Here is a 16,993-nt window from a genome sequence, read left to right on the forward strand (position 1 = left end):
GAATATTCCTCTTCTTTTTGTTGTTAACCTGCCCTACAGGACGATACAATCAAGGACAGGGATGGAAGGGACGAATGGTGATGATTAAGGAAGTAATTGTCGTGGAGGGTCGCGATGATACCGTAGCCATAAAACGGGCCGTTGAAGCAGATACAATTGAGACTGGCGGTTCGGCAATTAATGCACGCATTTTGAAAAGTATTGCTTTGGCTCAGGAACGTAGAGGCGTCATTGTATTAACGGACCCGGACCATGCTGGTGAACGTATACGCAAAATTATCTCCTCTAAGGTACCGGGATGTAAGCACGCGTTCATACCGGAAGCTGATGCGACACGTAAGGGAGATATTGGTGTAGAGAATGCTTCGCCTGAGGCGATTCGAACAGCCCTCTCCCGTGTGCATACGTCATACGAAGGGGTAGCTAGCCAAATCGATCTAGAGGATCTCATGGAAGCGGGTCTGCTGGTACATCCCGAAGCATCAGCTCGTCGGATGTTTATGGGTAATTTACTGGGGATTGGATACTGTAATGGGAAGCAGTTTCTTAAACGGCTTACCGTTTTCCAGATTACACGCGAAGAGTTTGCTGATGCATTAGCTCGTTTGGAAGAGGGGGAATTGAAATGAGCATAATTGAAGATATCGCTACACCAAGGCGAACGAAGGATATTATTCAGAGGCACGGATTTTCTTTTAAGAAAAGTTTGGGCCAGAACTTTCTAATAGACCAGAATATTTTAAATAAAATAGTTGACGCAGCAGGTCTCGATTCTACAAAGGGTGCGCTTGAAATTGGTCCAGGAATCGGTGCGCTGACGGAGCGACTGGCAAGGCAAGCAGCTTGTGTTACCGCAGTTGAGATTGACCAGCGCCTCATTCCTATTTTGACAGAGGTGCTTGCTCCACATCCTCATGTAAAGATTCATCATGCAGATGTTCTCAAACTGGACCTAGCAGAGCTATTTAAGCGCGATTTCTCTGAAGTATCTAAGGTCAGTGTGGTAGCCAATTTACCGTATTATGTGACGACTCCGATTCTGATGAAGCTCCTCGAGGAAAAATTACCTCTAGAGAACATTGTAGTTATGATTCAGAAAGAAGTTGCTGAGCGAATGGCTGCCGCACCAGGTAGCAAGGATTACGGAAGTCTCAGTATTGCAGTGCAGTACTACAGTGCTCCAGAACTAGTATGTATCGTACCTCGTACAGTCTTTATTCCTCAACCTAACGTAGAATCGGCCGTTATTCGTCTAAGCGTACGGGAGAAGCCTCCCGTTGAAGTGGACGATGAGCAACATTTCTTTGAAGTCGTACAAGCTTCTTTCGCACAGCGCCGCAAAACCATTTCAAATAACCTCAAGAGTAAATTTTTCCCTGGAGAAGGAAGAGAACGTCTGGATGGATTATTGCTAGAAGCGGGAATTGAGCCATCACGGCGTGGGGAAACACTGAGTCTACAGGAGTATGCCACGCTCAGCAATCTGTTACTCAAAGAGGGAATTAAAAGCTAATTAGGATATAAGCTACCTAATATTTCGCGGATGCGATGAACCATTCAGGGGATTCGCCCATACGATATAGGTATGAGGTGATGTTCTGATGAACTTAGGAGACTTGGTTGTTCGCAGATCCTATGGTGGAGATGTAGCTTTCCGCGTGGAAGATATGCGAAATGACTTCGCTGTGATAAAAGGAACGGAATTCCGACTGCTTGCGGATGCTCCTATGGAGGACCTCGTCAAGGTACCGTTTGCTCCGGCCAGCGAGAGAACGTTAGTGGCACAAGTTAGAGCGAATGAATCGCTCTCGATTATTCAGCGAAATCGTCAAGAACAGACCCAGCGCAATCAAGAGCGCTTAAATGGTCAGTGGGGTACAGAAGAACCTACCTATTTTGAAGTGCCAGGAAAAGTTCTTCATCTTGACGGAGACGCTAGTTATTTGAAAAAGAGTCTCACTTTATATGAGCAGCTACGCGTTCCCGCCGAAGGCCAATATGTAAGCGAATCGGGAATGGCCGATGCCCTCTATCGTCTTCTGCCACGAGTTAGGCCTGATATTGTTGTAATCACTGGTCATGATGGTGTACTGAAGCAGAGGCAGAATCATGATTTATACAGTCTAGCCAGCTATAAGAATTCGCAAAATTTTATTAATGCGATTCATGTGGCACGCCAATATGAACGACACTACGACATGCTGACCGTTATTGCGGGAGCTTGCCAATCTCATTTTGAAGCACTGTTACAGGCAGGAGCGAATTTCGCTAGTTCACCGGGTAGGATTCTCATCCATGCATTAGACCCAGTCTACGTGGCTGCTAAGGCTTCATTTACATCCGTACGGGAGACCATTAATATGACGGATGTATTGCACCATACGATCAGTGGTATTCAAGGCGTCGGGGGCATTGAGACTAGAGGTAGCTACCGAATAGGTCTACCAGAGCTTAATGATTTATCAACGCTGAAGGTAACACCATCCGCGATCTAGAGCGGAAACATTCAAAAAACTCTTATTCCCAATATCGGATTAGGAGTTTTTTTGTCGTTTACGTGTTGTATGCGGAATTATTGCATTTTTCAGCAAAAAAATTCGTTGACAACATAATTTTGATGCTGATATAATTATTAATTTGATTTGACATCCTCACTTGGAAAGGTTATAATGGACAAGGAAAGAGGTGGTCGTCGACAATGGCTAAAAATGCGCTGTTGGAAATCAAACGCAGTCTCGAAGCTCATGTAGGTCAGAAAATTTCGCTGCGAGCTAACGGTGGTCGCCGAAAGACCGTTGAGCGTACTGGTGTCTTGGAAGAAACGTACCCTTCTGTTTTTATTGTGAAGCTGGATCAAGAACAGCAAACATTTAAGCGTGTGTCATACAGCTATGCTGATATCCTTACTGAATCAGTGGAAGTTATGATTTGTGATGATAATTCACAAACACGGATTGAGTATGTGAAAGCGTAACTTTTCGAAACGAGGCAGTCTTCCACGAGGAAGGCTGTTTTTTTGTTGCCAACCATTAAAAGAATGGATGAATCCATCCTTAGAGCGAAATAATACATAAGGTATTAGATAAGGTATCAGTGATAAGTACACTGGTACTCCCCATACAATCAGAGGAGGATGAATATGAGCCGAAGACGTAGTGTAATGTCGGAAGAGCTTAAATATGAGCTGGCCAAAGATTTGGGGTTTTATGATACCGTTCAAAAAGAAGGCTGGGGCGGAATAAAGGCCAAGGATGCAGGAAACATGGTTAAACGCGCCATTCAGCTTGCAGAGCAGGCTGCAGCACGTAATCCCTAAGCATTCTAGATCAATCTTTTGTTCACTGCGGAGAGCTTCCAGATGGAGGATCTCCGTTTTTTTATCATTTCCGATGGCAGGCTGATAACAATCCGATATGACTTGATAGACACAGTTTGTTATAATGGTTTGAAGTTGTTATGAGGGAAAAGTTGAGGGTGGGTGAACGCCTTGAAAATTTACGAAAAAGCGCCAGCTAAAATAAACTTAATGTTGGACGTATTACATAAACGCCCTGATGGTTTTCATGAGGTTGAAATGGTAATGACAATGGTGGATTTAGCGGACAGGCTAGAGATGTCTGAGATGCCGCGAGACTCCATTATCATTACGAGCCAGGCAGGCTATATTCCGCTTGATGAGAAAAATTTAGCTTTTCAGGCTGCGAGATTGATTAAAGAACGTTACGATGTGAAGAAGGGCGTGCATATCCATCTGGATAAAAAAATACCTGTAGCCGCCGGACTTGCAGGGGGAAGCAGCGATGCGGCTGCTACACTTCGTGGGCTAAATCGGCTCTGGGGGCTAAACATTCCTGTGCAGGAGCTGCAAGTGCTTGGAGCAGAGCTGGGATCTGATGTTCCTTTCTGTATTACTGGAGGAACAGCACTCGCAACAGGGCGCGGTGAGAAGCTGACGCCCATCGAGAATCCGTTACAATGCTGGGTCATTTTGGCTAAGCCGCCGATTAATGTATCTACTGCCGAAGTGTATGGGAAATTCAGAGCTAATCAAATTAGTCATCACCCGTCTGCTAAGGGAATGATTCAAGCGATTGAAGCAGGTGACTTCCAACATGTATGCGAAGGACTTGGGAATGTGCTTGAAGATGTCACGTTGAAGCTTCATCCTGATGTGGAGCAGCTTAAACAAGGCATGCTGAGATTAGGTGCGGATGGAGCGTTAATGTCAGGTAGTGGCCCAACCGTATTTGGTCTGGTCTACAAAGAGTCCAAAGTCGCACGAATATACAATGGACTGCGGGGCTTTTGTAAAGAAGTCTATGCAGTACGAATGCTGACCTAGTGCCTTTGTACGTTGTACATACACGTACAAAAATGGTATATTCATACTAGATTATTCGGTTTTTTACCAGAGTATGTCTGTAAAGAATAATAATAAAAGGGCATATCAGCCCAATTATATTCCCTTGGCTGATTTTACAGAGGGAATACATAGGTTCGACTTAAGCGTATCTATATATAGCGATAGCGAGGAATCATTCGTGAAAAAATTAAAGCGAAGCGCACGTCTGGTAGAAATGACACAGTTTTTACTGTCCAGACCGCATACATTAATTCCACTCACTACTTTTGCTGATCGATACGGGGCTGCCAAATCGTCTATTAGCGAAGACTTGGTCATCATCAAGGAAGTGTTTGAAGAAGAAGGCATTGGCGATTTGCAGACGCTGGCCGGAGCGGCGGGCGGGGTGCATTTTATACCGAAGATGCCGAAGGAACAGGCGCTTGTGTTTGCTAAAGACCTATGCGCTCAGCTGCAGCAAAAGGATCGGATACTTCCCGGTGGATATCTGTATATGTCTGATCTCTTGGGACAACCTTCACTGATGAACGAAGCGGGGAAGATTTTCGCTACGGCATTTTCCGGTAAAGATATTGATGTGGTAATGACTGTAGAAACGAAAGGCATTCCACTTGCGTATGCAACTGGAGCTCAGCTAAACTTACCTGTTGTTCTGGTTCGCCGGGATCATCAGGTAACGGAGGGGTCGGCAGTGAGCATCAACTACGTTTCCGGATCTCAAAAGAGTATACACACCATGTCTCTCTCACGCCGTGCTTTGAAAGAGAAGTCTAAGGTTCTGATTGTGGATGACTTTATGAAAGCAGGAGGCACGATTCAAGGCATGGTCGACTTGCTAGATGAGTTCGATGCTGAAGTAGCTGGTGTTGGTGTGTTAGTGGAATCAGGATCGGTGGAGTCTGAAGAACGCCTTCTCCATGATTATGTCTCGCTTGCGATGCTAACGGCGGTTGATCCGAAGAGTAAAGAAATATTCGTCAGCCCAGGCAACTATTTCGAAGCATAAAAACGCCTGCAAAATCTGTCGATTTGAATAATAAAGGCACGAATAATTCCGAAGTTTGTCGAATCTTTCAATCTCATAAAAAAATTCCTGATTTTAGGACATTTTGTTGCGGCAAAAAAGAGGATTTCGCTTTGCTGTGTGGAATTATACACCAAGTCTCTGATGGAAAAAGGTGGTGAACACACACATGCAAATTACGGATGTCAGACTCCGCCGCGTTAACTCTGAGGGGAGAATGAAAGCAATCGCATCCATTACCATTGATAACGAATTTGTTGTTCATGATATTCGTGTAATTGATGGTAATAACGGAATGTTCGTTGCAATGCCAAGCAAGCGCACTCCAGATGGAGAATTCCGCGATATCGCTCATCCGATCTCTTCCGGTACTCGGGAGAAGATCCAAACAGCCGTTCTTGAGGAATATGAACGCGCTGCCAGCGAAGAAGAAGTGATTGAAGAAGGCGCTTAAGTTTTAAAATTGGGGTTTGAAGAAAAGAGAGCCAGGACTTGGCTCTCTTTTCTTTTTACGTAGAATACGATATATTCAGTAGTGAGTTCATAAGCAGGAGGTTAAGTCCCTTGAAAAGAATGGCTATTGTTCTTGCCGCAGGGCAGGGTAAACGAATGAAATCCAAACTTTATAAAGTACTGCATCCCGTCTGCGGAAAGCCGATGGTAGGGCATGTGCTAGATACGGTTAAACAAGTCAACTGTGAACGAAGCATCGTAGTCGTAGGCCATGGAGCGGAAGCTGTTCAATCTTATCTGGGTGAAGCCGCTGAATATGTACTGCAAGAGCAGCAGCTCGGTACTGGGCATGCGGTTAAACAAGCGAAGCCTCTGATCGGATCAGAAGAAGGTTCAACTATTGTCGTTTGCGGTGATACACCGCTCGTGACTGCAGAGACGTTGGAAAGTTTGACGCAGCTCCACGAAAGTCGTAAGGCGGCAGCAACGGTACTAACTGCAGACATGAATAACCCTAAGGGTTATGGACGTGTCATTCGTCATGAAGATGGCGGCGTACTTCGTATTGTGGAACAGAAAGACTGCACACCTGAAGAGGATGCAGTTCGCGAAATCAATACAGGCACGTATTGCTTTGATAATGCAAAATTGTTTGCTGCGCTAGAGAAAGTAACCAATAAGAATGTGCAGCAGGAGTTTTATTTAACCGATGTAATTGGTATTTTGGTAGAGCAAGGTGAAGTCGTGCTTGGCTATCAAACAAATGATTATGCCGAATCCATCGGTATCAATGATCGCGTTGCACTTTCGGAAGCTGAAGGATTAATGCGTAAGCGCATAAACCACAAGCATATGTTAAATGGCGTGACGATTCTGGATACAACATCTACCTATATTGGTGCTGATGTGACCATTGGATCCGATACGGTTATTCATCCGGGTACCTACTTAAGGGAAATACGGTCATTGGTGAGAACAGTCAGATTGGTCCGCAGAGTGATATCACGGACTCGACGATTGGTGATGGCGTTACGATTAAGCATTCGGTACTGGATCATGCTGAGGTAGGCTCGCGTACAACAGTAGGGCCGTTTGCCTATTTGCGCCCTGGCACTAAGCTTGGCGAGGAAGTCAAAATTGGCGATTTCGTTGAAGTGAAAAATGCGAAGATCGATGACGGCTCTAAAGTATCCCATTTGAGTTATATTGGTGATGCGTCAATCGGTAAGAACGTGAACGTCGGTTGCGGTGCAATAACTGTGAACTATGATGGGTATAATAAGTTTATGACTGAAATTGAAGACGATGCGTTTATCGGGAGCAATGTTAATCTGATTGCTCCACTGAAGGTTGGCAAAGGCGCTTATGTCGTTGCGGGTTCTACGATTACGCAATCCGTTTCTGAGAACGATCTAGCGATTGCCAGAAAACGTCAAGAAAATAAGCCGGGTTATGCGGAGAAAATTCGTTCCCGTGCGAAAGCCACTAAGGCAAATAAAGACAAAGAGTAGGATTCTAAAGTCTCAGTATATTTTTTAATAGATTTGTATAACAGCAGTGGGTAAAGCATGAATTTCAATGAACCAGCACGGAGGGTTTCTATTCTATGACTTATTGTGACTCGAAATTAAAAATATTTACATGTAACTCCAATCCTAAGCTTGCACAGCAGATTGCCGATTATATCGGTATTCCTATGGGGGATTCCCATACAACGAGTTTTAGCGATGGTGAAATTCAGGTTAAGTTGTCTGAGAGTGTCCGCGGATGTCACGTTTATATTGTGCAGTCTACTTGCGGTCCTGTTAATGATAATCTGATGGAGCTACTCATTATGGTTGACGCGTTGAAACGTGCCTCTGCGAAGAGCATCAATGTTGTTATTCCTTATTACGGTTATGCTCGTCAAGACCGCAAGGCGCGCTCACGTGATCCAATTACGGCGAAGCTAGTAGCGAATCTGATTGAAAAAGCCGGTGCACATCGTGTAATCACTATGGATTTGCATGCGATGCAGATTCAAGGATTCTTCGATATTCCGGTGGATCACCTACTCGGCGTACCGATTCTGGCACAATACTTCCGTTCTAAACAGATTGAAAATCCGGTTGTAGTTTCTCCTGACCACGGTGGTGTTGTTCGTGCAAGGAAGCTGGCCGATTTCCTGAATGCTCCGCTTGCTATTATTGATAAGCGCCGTCCTGAACCAAACGTTAGTGAAGTCATGAACATTATCGGTAATATCGAGGGTAAGACGGCGATTTTGATTGATGACATCATTGATACTGCGGGTACCATTGTACTTGGCGCTAATGCACTTATGGAAGGTGGCGTTAAGGAAGTGTTCGCTTGCTGCACGCACCCTGTATTCTCCGGCCCAGCGATGGAGCGTTTGGAGAATTCACCATTAAGTGAAGTCATTGTGACGGATACGATTCCAATTATGCATCCTAACCCAAGTAATAAAATTAAGGTATTGTCGGTAGCTCCTCTTATGGGTGAAGCTATCATCCGTGTGCATGAGGAATTGTCGATCAGCAAGCTGTTTGAAATTGAATAATCACTGAAACTCAAAGAAAGGGTTATGCTTCCTGGAATCAGGATGCATAACCCTTCTCGTGCGTGTGTATGGCTAATAACCGGAGCGCGATAGAAATGTGCAATGTTTACGTCCGTACAGCACGCCTTCAATTTCAACGAAATACTTGTCGAAAGCAGATACGTATCCAATTCCGACATGAATCCCTTGTTTGAACACTTGAACGGGAATACCGTGCAGGCAATGCTGATTAAAATGATCATTTAGTGTAAGGATTTGGCCGAATTCCATCAAGCGAAGCTCACCTTCTTGTGGTGAAATGAGGCGGATCTTTTCTCTTATCAAGCATAATCGGTTTGTACATTGTACACAACCTTTAGGTTAAGAATACTACATTGCAACAAATTCTGCCCCTGCTACTCTAACTTAACCTTGTTAGGGCAAAAGGGTACAGTTTGAATAGAGAGGTGATCACGATGAAATGGATAGTTGGACTAGGTAATCCCGGTCCCGCATATGAAAAGACACGCCATAATGTTGGTTTTATGATGCTAGATGAGCTTGCTGAGCGTCATCGTATTACATTTACTCCTAGCAAATATAAGGCATTAATAGGTGAAGGTATGATAGGCAATACGAAGGTAGCACTTATCAAACCGATGACATTTATGAATTTGTCAGGCGAAGCCGTACGTGCTTATATGGACTATTATAAAGTAGCTGTGGAGAATTTAATTGTCGTATACGATGATTTAGATACGAAAATTGGTAAAATAAGGTTGCGATATCAAGGTAGTGCAGGAGGACATAACGGAATTAAATCCATTATTCAGCATACGGGTACGCAAACTTTTGACCGAATTCGTATGGGAATCTCACGTCCTGAACCTGGATTTGCAGTCGTAGACTATGTTTTATCTGCATTTCCTAAGAAGGAAAAAAATCTACTGTCCGATATGATTGTACAAGCTTGTGAAGCGGCAGAATTCAGCACGACACATACCTTTGAACAGACTATGGCGAAGTTTAATGGCTGAGTATGAGTGATTAAGAGGGCTAAAATAGGAGTCATAGGGGCATACTGAAGGTATAAAATATCTTCAGGAGGCATAATGATGGCTATAAAGTATATTTGCCCGCATTGCCACACCGTACTTGGAACGATTGAATCGGATCATGTTACGGATGCGCAGCTCGGTTTCCATTCCTTGACCCCTGCGGAGCGTAGAGATATAATAGCGTATGATTTAAGTGGGGAAGTGACGGTCAAAGTAACCTGTGATTATTGCGCAGAGGCGCTGGAGAATAATCCAGAGTTAAGTTTACTTGTAAGTCCACTTCAATAACGGTGATGTGGTCTTTAGACAGAATCGGTTATATACCGTGATATTAGGGCCTTGGCAGTGTTGCTGAGGCTTCTTTTGGGTATTCCTGCCCTCTATTGCTATGAAGCTCTGGATTAGGTAGATTATCGTCCACCGACGTATGTATGGTAAAATTTATTGAAAATAATGTTTGTTCAGTTCAAAGTAAGCATAAGAGAGGTGCCCCCTTTGTTACAAGCACTTATAGAAGCGTTCTCACAGGATCCTGATTTGAAATCCATAGCTGGCGGAGTTACCGCAGGTATGAAGGAACAGTTGGTATCGGGACTATCTGGTTCTGCCCGTCAAATCATGCTGTCTGCCTTATATGAAGAAGTCCGCAGGCCGATGCTTGTGGTGACCCATAATATGTTCTCTGCTCAAAAGATTGCTGAGGATTTACAGGAAGCACTCTCACCCGAGCAAGTGCTGCTCTATCCCGCGAACGAACTCGTTGCTGCGGAATCAGCTGTATCGAGCCCCGAGACCCTTGCGCAGCGCATAGACGTGCTGATGAAATGCGCGCAAGGGTTTTCGGGTATTGTGGTTGCGCCTTTTTCTGGTCTGCGGCGGTTGTTGCCTGCACCGGAGGTCATGGCTAATGCCCAAATTCGTATTCAAGATGGTGGCACACTGAATATTGAAGCTTTCTTAACACAGATGATTGAGATGGGTTATGAACGGGTTGAACGGGTAGAAAGTAAAGGCGAAATGAGCATTCGAGGCGGGATCATAGATTTTTATCCGATGACGTCGTTATTGGCTTATCGGGTGGAGCTGTTTGATGATGATATTGACTCTATCCGCACTTTTGATCCTTCCGATCAGAGATCCATTGATAAAGTGAAGGAAGTCACAATTACACCTTGTAAGGAAATTATTGCAGACCGGCGCAGGCTTGATTATGCTGCGGATGCTGCTGCGGTAATGTTAGAAGAGCAAATAGAGAAGACGGCTGATCGACAGGCAAAGCTACGTTTGCGTGAAGAGATGGAGCGCGAGATGGAGCTACTGCGTGAGCATGTCTATTTTCCGGAAATCTATAAATATATTTCACTTCTCTATCCGGAGAAGTGTACTCTGTATGATTATATGCAGAAGGATACGGTACTCATCCTTGATGAACCTGCGCGTCTATTGGAAACAGCTAGGCAGCTTGAACGCGATGAATCAGAGTGGAACCTACATTTATTGCAGAACGGCAAAACACTGCCGCAACTTCACTTATCTGTAGAGAATGAAGATGTAATCTATGAGCGTCCATTTCAGACTATTTTTATGTCTATTTTCTTGCGTCAAGTTCCGCATACACAGCCACAGAACATTCTGAATTTCATTAGCCGGGGTATGCAGGATTTCCACGGACAAATGAATGTGTTGAAATCGGAAATGGAGCGTTGGCATAAATCAGGCGTACGAGTCATGATGCTCGCTAGTAGTGAAGAGCGTCTGGAACGGATGCGTCGGGTTCTACAAGATTATGCAATAGATGAGCCGATTATGGTGCAGGGAAACCTGCAAACGGGATTTGAGATGCCCTCTATTCATCTTGCCGTCATCACTGAGGGTGAAATGTTCTCTCAGAAGCAGCGCAAAATTCGTAAACTTAGTAAGAACATTGATAATGCTGAACGCATTAAGAGTTATACGGAGCTCAAAGTTGGTGATTATGTCGTTCATCAGAACCATGGTATTGGTAAATACATGGGTATCGGAACGTTGGAAATTAACGGTATTCATAAAGATTATATGCATATTCTGTATGCAGGTGGCGACAAGCTGTCCGTACCCATTGAGCAAATTGATCTTATTCAGAAGTACGTAGGATCTGAAGATAAGGAACCGAAGGTATACAAACTGGGTGGTAATGAATGGACTCGAGTCAAAAATAAAGTCCGTTCGTCGGTACAAGATATTGCAGATGATTTGATCAAGCTGTATGCCGAGCGTCAGTCTACAACGGGCTTTGGTTTTGAGAAGGACACACCTGAACAGCAGGAATTTGAGGAGATGTTTCCGTATGATGAGACGCGGGATCAAATTCGTGCAATAGAGGAAATCAAGAAAGATATGGAGCAGAGCCGTCCGATGGACCGCTTACTTTGTGGTGATGTGGGTTATGGCAAGACGGAGGTTGCAATCCGCGCAGCGTTCAAGTCAGCATGGAAGGTAAACAGGTAGCTGTGCTCGTGCCAACGACTATTTTGGCACAGCAGCATTACGAAACGTTTAAGGAACGGTTCTCAGGTTATCCAATTAACATTCAGGTGCTAAGCCGGTTCCGTTCACGCAAGGAGCAGAATGAGACCATTAAGGGCATTCGTCAGGGAACGGTGGATATTGTTATTGGTACACACCGGCTTTTATCTCAAGATTTGATTTTTAAAGACCTAGGACTGTTGATCGTGGACGAGGAGCAGCGTTTTGGGGTAACTCATAAGGAGAAGCTTAAACGACTGAAAACAAATGTGGACGTGCTGACACTAACTGCAACACCAATTCCACGTACGCTACATATGTCCATGCTTGGCGTTCGTGATTTGTCTGTTATTGAGACGCCGCCAGAGAATCGTTTTCCAGTACAAACTTATGTGGTTGAATATAGCCAAACTTTAGTGCGTGAATCGATTGAACGCGAGCTTGCCCGAGGTGGACAGGTGTATTACCTGTATAATCGCGTGCAGGGAATTCAGGAAATGGCGAGCCAAATTACGGCGCTAGTTCCAGATGCTCGGGTAGGTATTGGTCATGGTCAAATGTCCGAAACGGAGCTTGAAAAGACAATCCTCGATTTCTTAGACGGAGAGTACGATGTACTTGTCAGCACCAGCATTATTGAGACAGGTGTGGATATTCCGAATGTAAATACACTGATTGTGCATGATGCTGACAAAATGGGCTTGTCCCAGCTGTATCAGCTACGTGGACGGGTTGGACGCTCCAACCGAATTGCTTATGCCTATTTTACTTATCAGCGGGATAAGGTGTTGACGGAGGTAGCTGAGAAGCGTCTGCAATCGATCAAAGAATTTACTGAGCTTGGCTCTGGTTTCAAAATCGCCATGCGTGATTTATCCATTCGCGGAGCGGGTAATTTGCTAGGGGCCGAACAGCATGGCTTTATTGCATCTGTCGGTTTTGATCTGTATTCGCAAATGCTCGCTGAGGAAATACAGAAGCGTAAAGTATCCATGCTTGGTGAAAAGGAAGAGCCAGACAAAGCATGGAACACGACGCTAGATCTCGGAATTGATGCGTATTTGCCGTCGGATTATATCTATGACAGTATTCAAAAGATTGAAATCTATAAAAAAGTTGCCGTTGTGTCTTCTTTTACCGATGTTACGGAACTTGAGGACGAGCTGCTTGACCGATTCGGTGAGTTGCCTCCGGCTGTTATTAGTTTGCTGGCTGTAGCGCGCTTGAAGTCTATGGAAAAATGTATGGTATTGATGGGATGAGTCGTCGTGGAGATGACATCCTGATCAAATTTTATTCAGGTCAGGAAAAGGTGGTTAATTCGGCAAAACTTGCCCAAGTTGGCAATCGCTTTGAAAGACGTGTACAATTTGAACAGGAGACTCAAATGACCATCCGCATTAAAGGCAAGGGGCTTGACGACACGCAGCTACTCGATCTTCTGGAACAATTTCTCGAAGCCATCCGCGAGCTGTTTAAATCGAAAGGGGAACTTCAAGATGTTGTTCAATAAGAAGAGAACTTGGAAGACATTAATCATTACGATTGTAGCGGTAGTGTCAGTATCTGCTCTAAGTGCTTGTGGAAAGACCGAGTCCGCTGCAAATCAAGGCGATAACAGTAAGGTAGTAGCCACATACAAGAACGGTGAAATCACAGAAAATGAGTTTGATACGCAGAAAAAAATTATGACATTTCTCTCTCCTGAGTATGCACAATTGATGGAGATGGATGATTTTAAAACGTATCTCGTGAAGCAAAAAATTGCTTTTGAATATTTGAGTGGTAAGGCCAGTGATACCGCCAAGAAGGCAGGCGAGGAGCAGGCTGGGCAGCAAATTGCTCAAATGAAAAAGCAAGTAGGGGACGAGCAGTATAAGAAAATGATCGATGCTCAGAAGCTAAAGGAAGAGGATTTAAAGCAATATTTAATTCAAGTGTACAGCACGATCGAAGATATGAAGTCGAAAGTTACGGCTGATGACGTGAAGAAGCAGTATGATGCAACCAAACAGGACTATACTGTGGCGAATGTTCGCCATGTGTTAATTGGTCTGGAGGATGCAAATAAGAAGGAACGCACTAAACCTGAAGCACTGAAAATCGCCAAAGATGTTAAAGCCCAGCTAGACAAAGGTGCTGATTTTGCGGAAATGGCTAAGAAATACTCCGAAGATCCAGGCTCCAAAGATAACGGAGGACTGTATAAAGATTATACAATCGGACCTTGGCCTGCTGAATTTAAACAGCAGGTACTTACGCTCCCACTGAATAAAATTAGTGATCCCGTTGAGTCTGATCTTGGTTACCAAATCATCAAAGTGGAATCCAGAACGGATACGCCTTTTGATAAATTGACCGACGCACAAAAGGAAGCGATTAAGAACAATTTGGGTTCGGCCAAGATTGATGCTTTTATCCAGAATGATCTTAAAGACATCATCAAGAAAATTGATTTGCCGAAAAGTGCTTCTACGAATGGGAAAACTCCAGCAACGGGTACTTCAACCTCTACAGACGGTAAGTAATATTGCATATTGCTGTCAGGTACAAAATGATGGGTAAAACCGAATGAATACGCACGTTCTTTATTTAGCTGTGACGATGGCGCGGTTTAGTCCGCGCTATTTGCATCCATAAAAGAAGCGTGTCCGTAAGGTAGAAATGAATAGTTTCTACACATGTATAAGGAATTGGGAAAGGATGAATACTATGGTCAGATATCACAACTTATATACCTGGGTTCTCCTTTTCCCATCTAAACAGTAGTTGAAAAATCTTCTCTAGAAAGCGGGGCAACATGTGAATGAAAGCTACTGGAATAGTCCGCCGTATTGATGATCTGGGCAGGGTAGTAATACCCAAAGAAATTAGACGTACTCTGCGAATCCGTGAAGGAGATCCGCTTGAAATTTTTGTGGACCGTGATGGTGAAGTCATCTTAAAGAAATATTCCCCTATTGGAGAACTTGGCGATTTTGCTAAGGAATATGCGGAATCGTTATATGAAGGTACAGGCCATATCACGATTATTTCTGACCGTGATACATTCATAACGGTAGCTGGCGGCTCCAAGAAAGAATTTTTGGAGAAGCAAGTTGGAATATTGATTGAGAATTGTATGGATAGTCGTAAGACGCTGCTTGAGACAAATGGTGGCTCTTATGAGATCAGTAAGGATCATCAGGAAACCTTGTCTTCTTTCGTGGTAGCTCCTATTATTTCAGGTGGAGATCCCATTGGATCCGTTATCCTGCTTAGTAAAGATGATTCTGTTAAAATGGCACAGCTTGAAGTTAAAATGGCCGAAACAGCTGCTGCATTCCTCGGTAAACAAATGGAACAGTAAAGCATGAATGGGTGCAGTCAAATGCATCAACTCATGAAATGAATGATTGTCAGAGAAAACATCTGTCTGATCCCTATCCTTAACACGGATAAGCCAGCGGGTGTTTTTTTGTTTTTCTGCATGACCCATCAAAGGTATAATGGAGAAACGAATGATTTACAGTATGGGGAAAAGTAGGGACAATCATGAAAGATCAGGGAAGTACTCCAAAAATTCTGCAAGGAGCATTTGTGCTAGGCATAGCGATGCTGTTGTCTAAGCTCATTGGTACACTTCAGAAGATTCCGCTACAAAATATGGGTGGGGACGTCGTATTCGGCATCTACAATGCGGTATACCCCTTTTATACATTGATGATTACCTTGGCTGTGGCTGGATTACCAGCGGCTATATCGAAGTTTGTCTCGGAGGATGCTGCACGCGGAGGAAGGCTGGAAGGGATAAGAGTGCTGCGCATCTCTACACTTGTTCTGGCTCTGTTCGGTTTAATTCTTGGTACAACCGTCTTTATGGCTGCACCTTGGATTGGGGTTTGGATAGATAACAGCAGCGTAGTACCTGCAATACGAGCCTCATCGCTTGCGCTGTTGTTTGTGCCCGTGATGTCAGGTTTGCGTGGCTATTTTCAAGGGTACCAAAACATGGTTCCGACGGCGTTGTCTCAGATTATCGAACAGAGTATTCGAGTGGCCGTAATGATTGTGCTTCTCGTGTATCTAACAAATCGCGAAGCTGGAGCAGAAACGATTGCTGCAGGTGCGTTGGTTGGATCAGCAGCGGGAGGTGCAGCGGGTCTGTTTGTGATGCTGCGCTATTGGGCGGTTCATCGTAAGAAGAAAGTAAATCTGTCAAGTAAGGTGCTTGACGTAACAGGATTAGAAGAAGGAGATGAGGTTAGCCGCAATAAGCTCCCTGTAACGGAGCGGAAGGCTGATGTCGAAAGCTCATGGAGTATATTGAAAAGGCTGCTTCTCTACGCGATCCCGATTTGCTAGGTATGCTTGCTGTACCGTTAATCAATTTGGTAGATACCTTCACCGTACCACGATTATTAAAAGCCGATGGCTTTAATGAAGAGGGCGCCATGATTCAGTTTGGTATCTATAACCGTGGAATGCCGTTGGTTCAACTCATCACAATGCTGGCAACTTCGCTTTCGGTATTATTTATACCCGCGCTAGCCGAAGCAAGGATTACGGGGAATAAGCAGTTGGTGACAGATCGGACCCGCGTCTCACTACGCTGGTTCTGGCTGCTTAGTCTTGCCGCATCCGTTGGACTGGCTGTATTAGCCGTCCCGCTGAATGTGATGCTATACGAAGATGCTGCAGGCAGCAATGTCATGCGCTGGGTTGCTTTCACGGCTGCGGGTAGCGCAATGAGCATTATTACTGCCGCGATGCTGCAAGGCATCGGCATCGTTCGTGCCCCGGCCGTGCACCTGCTGGCCGCGGCAGCGGCGAAGACGCTGCTTAACCTGCTGCTGGTTCCGCAGCTGGGCATTACTGGCGCAGCTATCGCTGGCGTGGCTGCGCACTTCATGGCAGCCGCGCTTAATGGCGCGCTGCTTGCACGTCACACCGGCCTGTGTCTAAGCGCCGGTGCCATTGTAGGCAAGCCGGCGCTGCTGCTCGGCGCCATGGCACTCGCCGCAGGCGGCGCAGCCTATACCGCGCAGGCGGTACTGCCTGCGCTTGGCCTG

At 44.8% G+C, this 16,993-nt stretch carries 14 protein-coding genes and 3 pseudogenes; 16 read left to right on the plus strand and 1 reads right to left on the minus strand.

The window, feature by feature from the left end; all coding sequences use genetic code 11:
• The first annotated feature begins 80 nt into the window (after window positions 1–80).
• The 10 genes and pseudogenes from rnmV to JCM16418_RS21910 all read left to right on the plus strand — a co-directional run bounded on the left by rnmV (window position 81) and on the right by JCM16418_RS21910 (window position 8,400).
• Window positions 81–629, plus strand: a complete 549-nt coding sequence (rnmV, locus tag JCM16418_RS21865) for a ribonuclease M5 (RefSeq protein WP_036653263.1) — start codon at window positions 81–83, stop codon at window positions 627–629.
• Window positions 626–1,513 carry a 16S rRNA (adenine(1518)-N(6)/adenine(1519)-N(6))-dimethyltransferase RsmA gene (gene rsmA, locus JCM16418_RS21870; protein WP_036653238.1) on the plus strand — a complete coding sequence of 296 codons (888 nt, stop codon included), beginning with the start codon at window positions 626–628 and terminating at the stop codon, window positions 1,511–1,513. Before rnmV ends, rsmA begins: the two co-directional genes overlap by 4 nt.
• An 88-nt stretch (window positions 1,514–1,601) precedes the next feature.
• On the plus strand, window positions 1,602–2,495 hold the full coding sequence (gene yabG, locus JCM16418_RS21875; protein WP_036653240.1) for a sporulation peptidase YabG: 894 nt from the start codon (window positions 1,602–1,604) through the stop codon (window positions 2,493–2,495).
• Between the two features lie 203 nt (window positions 2,496–2,698).
• Window positions 2,699–2,974, plus strand: a complete 276-nt coding sequence (veg, locus tag JCM16418_RS21880) for a biofilm formation stimulator Veg (RefSeq protein WP_036653242.1) — start codon at window positions 2,699–2,701, stop codon at window positions 2,972–2,974.
• A 165-nt stretch (window positions 2,975–3,139) separates the two neighbouring features.
• Window positions 3,140–3,316 carry a small, acid-soluble spore protein, alpha/beta type gene (locus JCM16418_RS21885; protein ID WP_036653244.1) on the plus strand — a complete coding sequence of 59 codons (177 nt, stop codon included), beginning with the start codon at window positions 3,140–3,142 and terminating at the stop codon, window positions 3,314–3,316.
• A gap of 171 nt (window positions 3,317–3,487) precedes the next feature.
• Window positions 3,488–4,342, plus strand: coding sequence for a 4-(cytidine 5'-diphospho)-2-C-methyl-D-erythritol kinase (gene ispE, locus JCM16418_RS21890; protein ID WP_036653246.1), 855 nt, complete (start codon window positions 3,488–3,490; stop codon window positions 4,340–4,342).
• Between the two features lie 199 nt (window positions 4,343–4,541).
• Window positions 4,542–5,369, plus strand: coding sequence for a pur operon repressor (gene purR, locus JCM16418_RS21895; protein WP_036653247.1), 828 nt, complete (start codon window positions 4,542–4,544; stop codon window positions 5,367–5,369).
• A gap of 187 nt (window positions 5,370–5,556) precedes the next feature.
• Complete coding sequence (gene spoVG / locus JCM16418_RS21900; protein ID WP_036653249.1) at window positions 5,557–5,841, plus strand: septation regulator SpoVG; 285 nt, start codon at window positions 5,557–5,559, stop codon at window positions 5,839–5,841.
• 110 nt (window positions 5,842–5,951) lie between these two features.
• Window positions 5,952–7,351, plus strand: a pseudogene (gene glmU / locus JCM16418_RS21905) (bifunctional UDP-N-acetylglucosamine diphosphorylase/glucosamine-1-phosphate N-acetyltransferase GlmU).
• A 95-nt stretch (window positions 7,352–7,446) separates the two neighbouring features.
• Window positions 7,447–8,400, plus strand: coding sequence for a ribose-phosphate diphosphokinase (locus JCM16418_RS21910; protein ID WP_036653251.1), 954 nt, complete (start codon window positions 7,447–7,449; stop codon window positions 8,398–8,400).
• Window positions 8,401–8,472: 72 nt separating this feature from the next.
• Here the strand turns inward: JCM16418_RS21910 and JCM16418_RS21915 are convergent, their stop codons facing one another.
• Window positions 8,473–8,724, minus strand: a complete 252-nt coding sequence (locus tag JCM16418_RS21915) for a hypothetical protein (RefSeq protein WP_242403943.1) — start codon at window positions 8,722–8,724, stop codon at window positions 8,473–8,475.
• A 131-nt stretch (window positions 8,725–8,855) separates the two neighbouring features.
• Here JCM16418_RS21915 and pth point away from each other — a divergent pair, with 131 nt between their 5' ends.
• From pth to JCM16418_RS27095, 6 genes and pseudogenes are all read left to right on the plus strand, one after another.
• Window positions 8,856–9,416 carry an aminoacyl-tRNA hydrolase gene (gene pth, locus JCM16418_RS21920; RefSeq protein WP_036653255.1) on the plus strand — a complete coding sequence of 187 codons (561 nt, stop codon included), beginning with the start codon at window positions 8,856–8,858 and terminating at the stop codon, window positions 9,414–9,416.
• Between the two features lie 78 nt (window positions 9,417–9,494).
• Window positions 9,495–9,725 carry an anti-sigma-F factor Fin family protein gene (locus JCM16418_RS21925; protein WP_036653256.1) on the plus strand — a complete coding sequence of 77 codons (231 nt, stop codon included), beginning with the start codon at window positions 9,495–9,497 and terminating at the stop codon, window positions 9,723–9,725.
• A gap of 207 nt (window positions 9,726–9,932) precedes the next feature.
• Window positions 9,933–13,455 (plus strand): annotated as a pseudogene (gene mfd, locus JCM16418_RS21930) (transcription-repair coupling factor).
• Window positions 13,442–14,470 carry a peptidylprolyl isomerase gene (locus JCM16418_RS21935; protein ID WP_052020669.1) on the plus strand — a complete coding sequence of 343 codons (1,029 nt, stop codon included), beginning with the start codon at window positions 13,442–13,444 and terminating at the stop codon, window positions 14,468–14,470. The pseudogene mfd and the gene JCM16418_RS21935 overlap by 14 nt, the downstream one beginning before the upstream one ends.
• Before the next feature lie 278 nt (window positions 14,471–14,748).
• A complete protein-coding gene (gene spoVT, locus JCM16418_RS21940) occupies window positions 14,749–15,291 on the plus strand; it encodes a stage V sporulation protein T (protein WP_036653258.1) in 543 nt (180 codons plus the stop codon).
• 185 nt (window positions 15,292–15,476) lie between these two features.
• Window positions 15,477–16,993 (plus strand): annotated as a pseudogene (locus JCM16418_RS27095) (putative polysaccharide biosynthesis protein); the annotation flags it as partial.

It is taken from the genome of Paenibacillus pini JCM 16418 (genome assembly GCF_000576305.1).
GTDB classification, from domain to species: domain Bacteria; phylum Bacillota; class Bacilli; order Paenibacillales; family Paenibacillaceae; genus Paenibacillus_AQ; species Paenibacillus_AQ pini.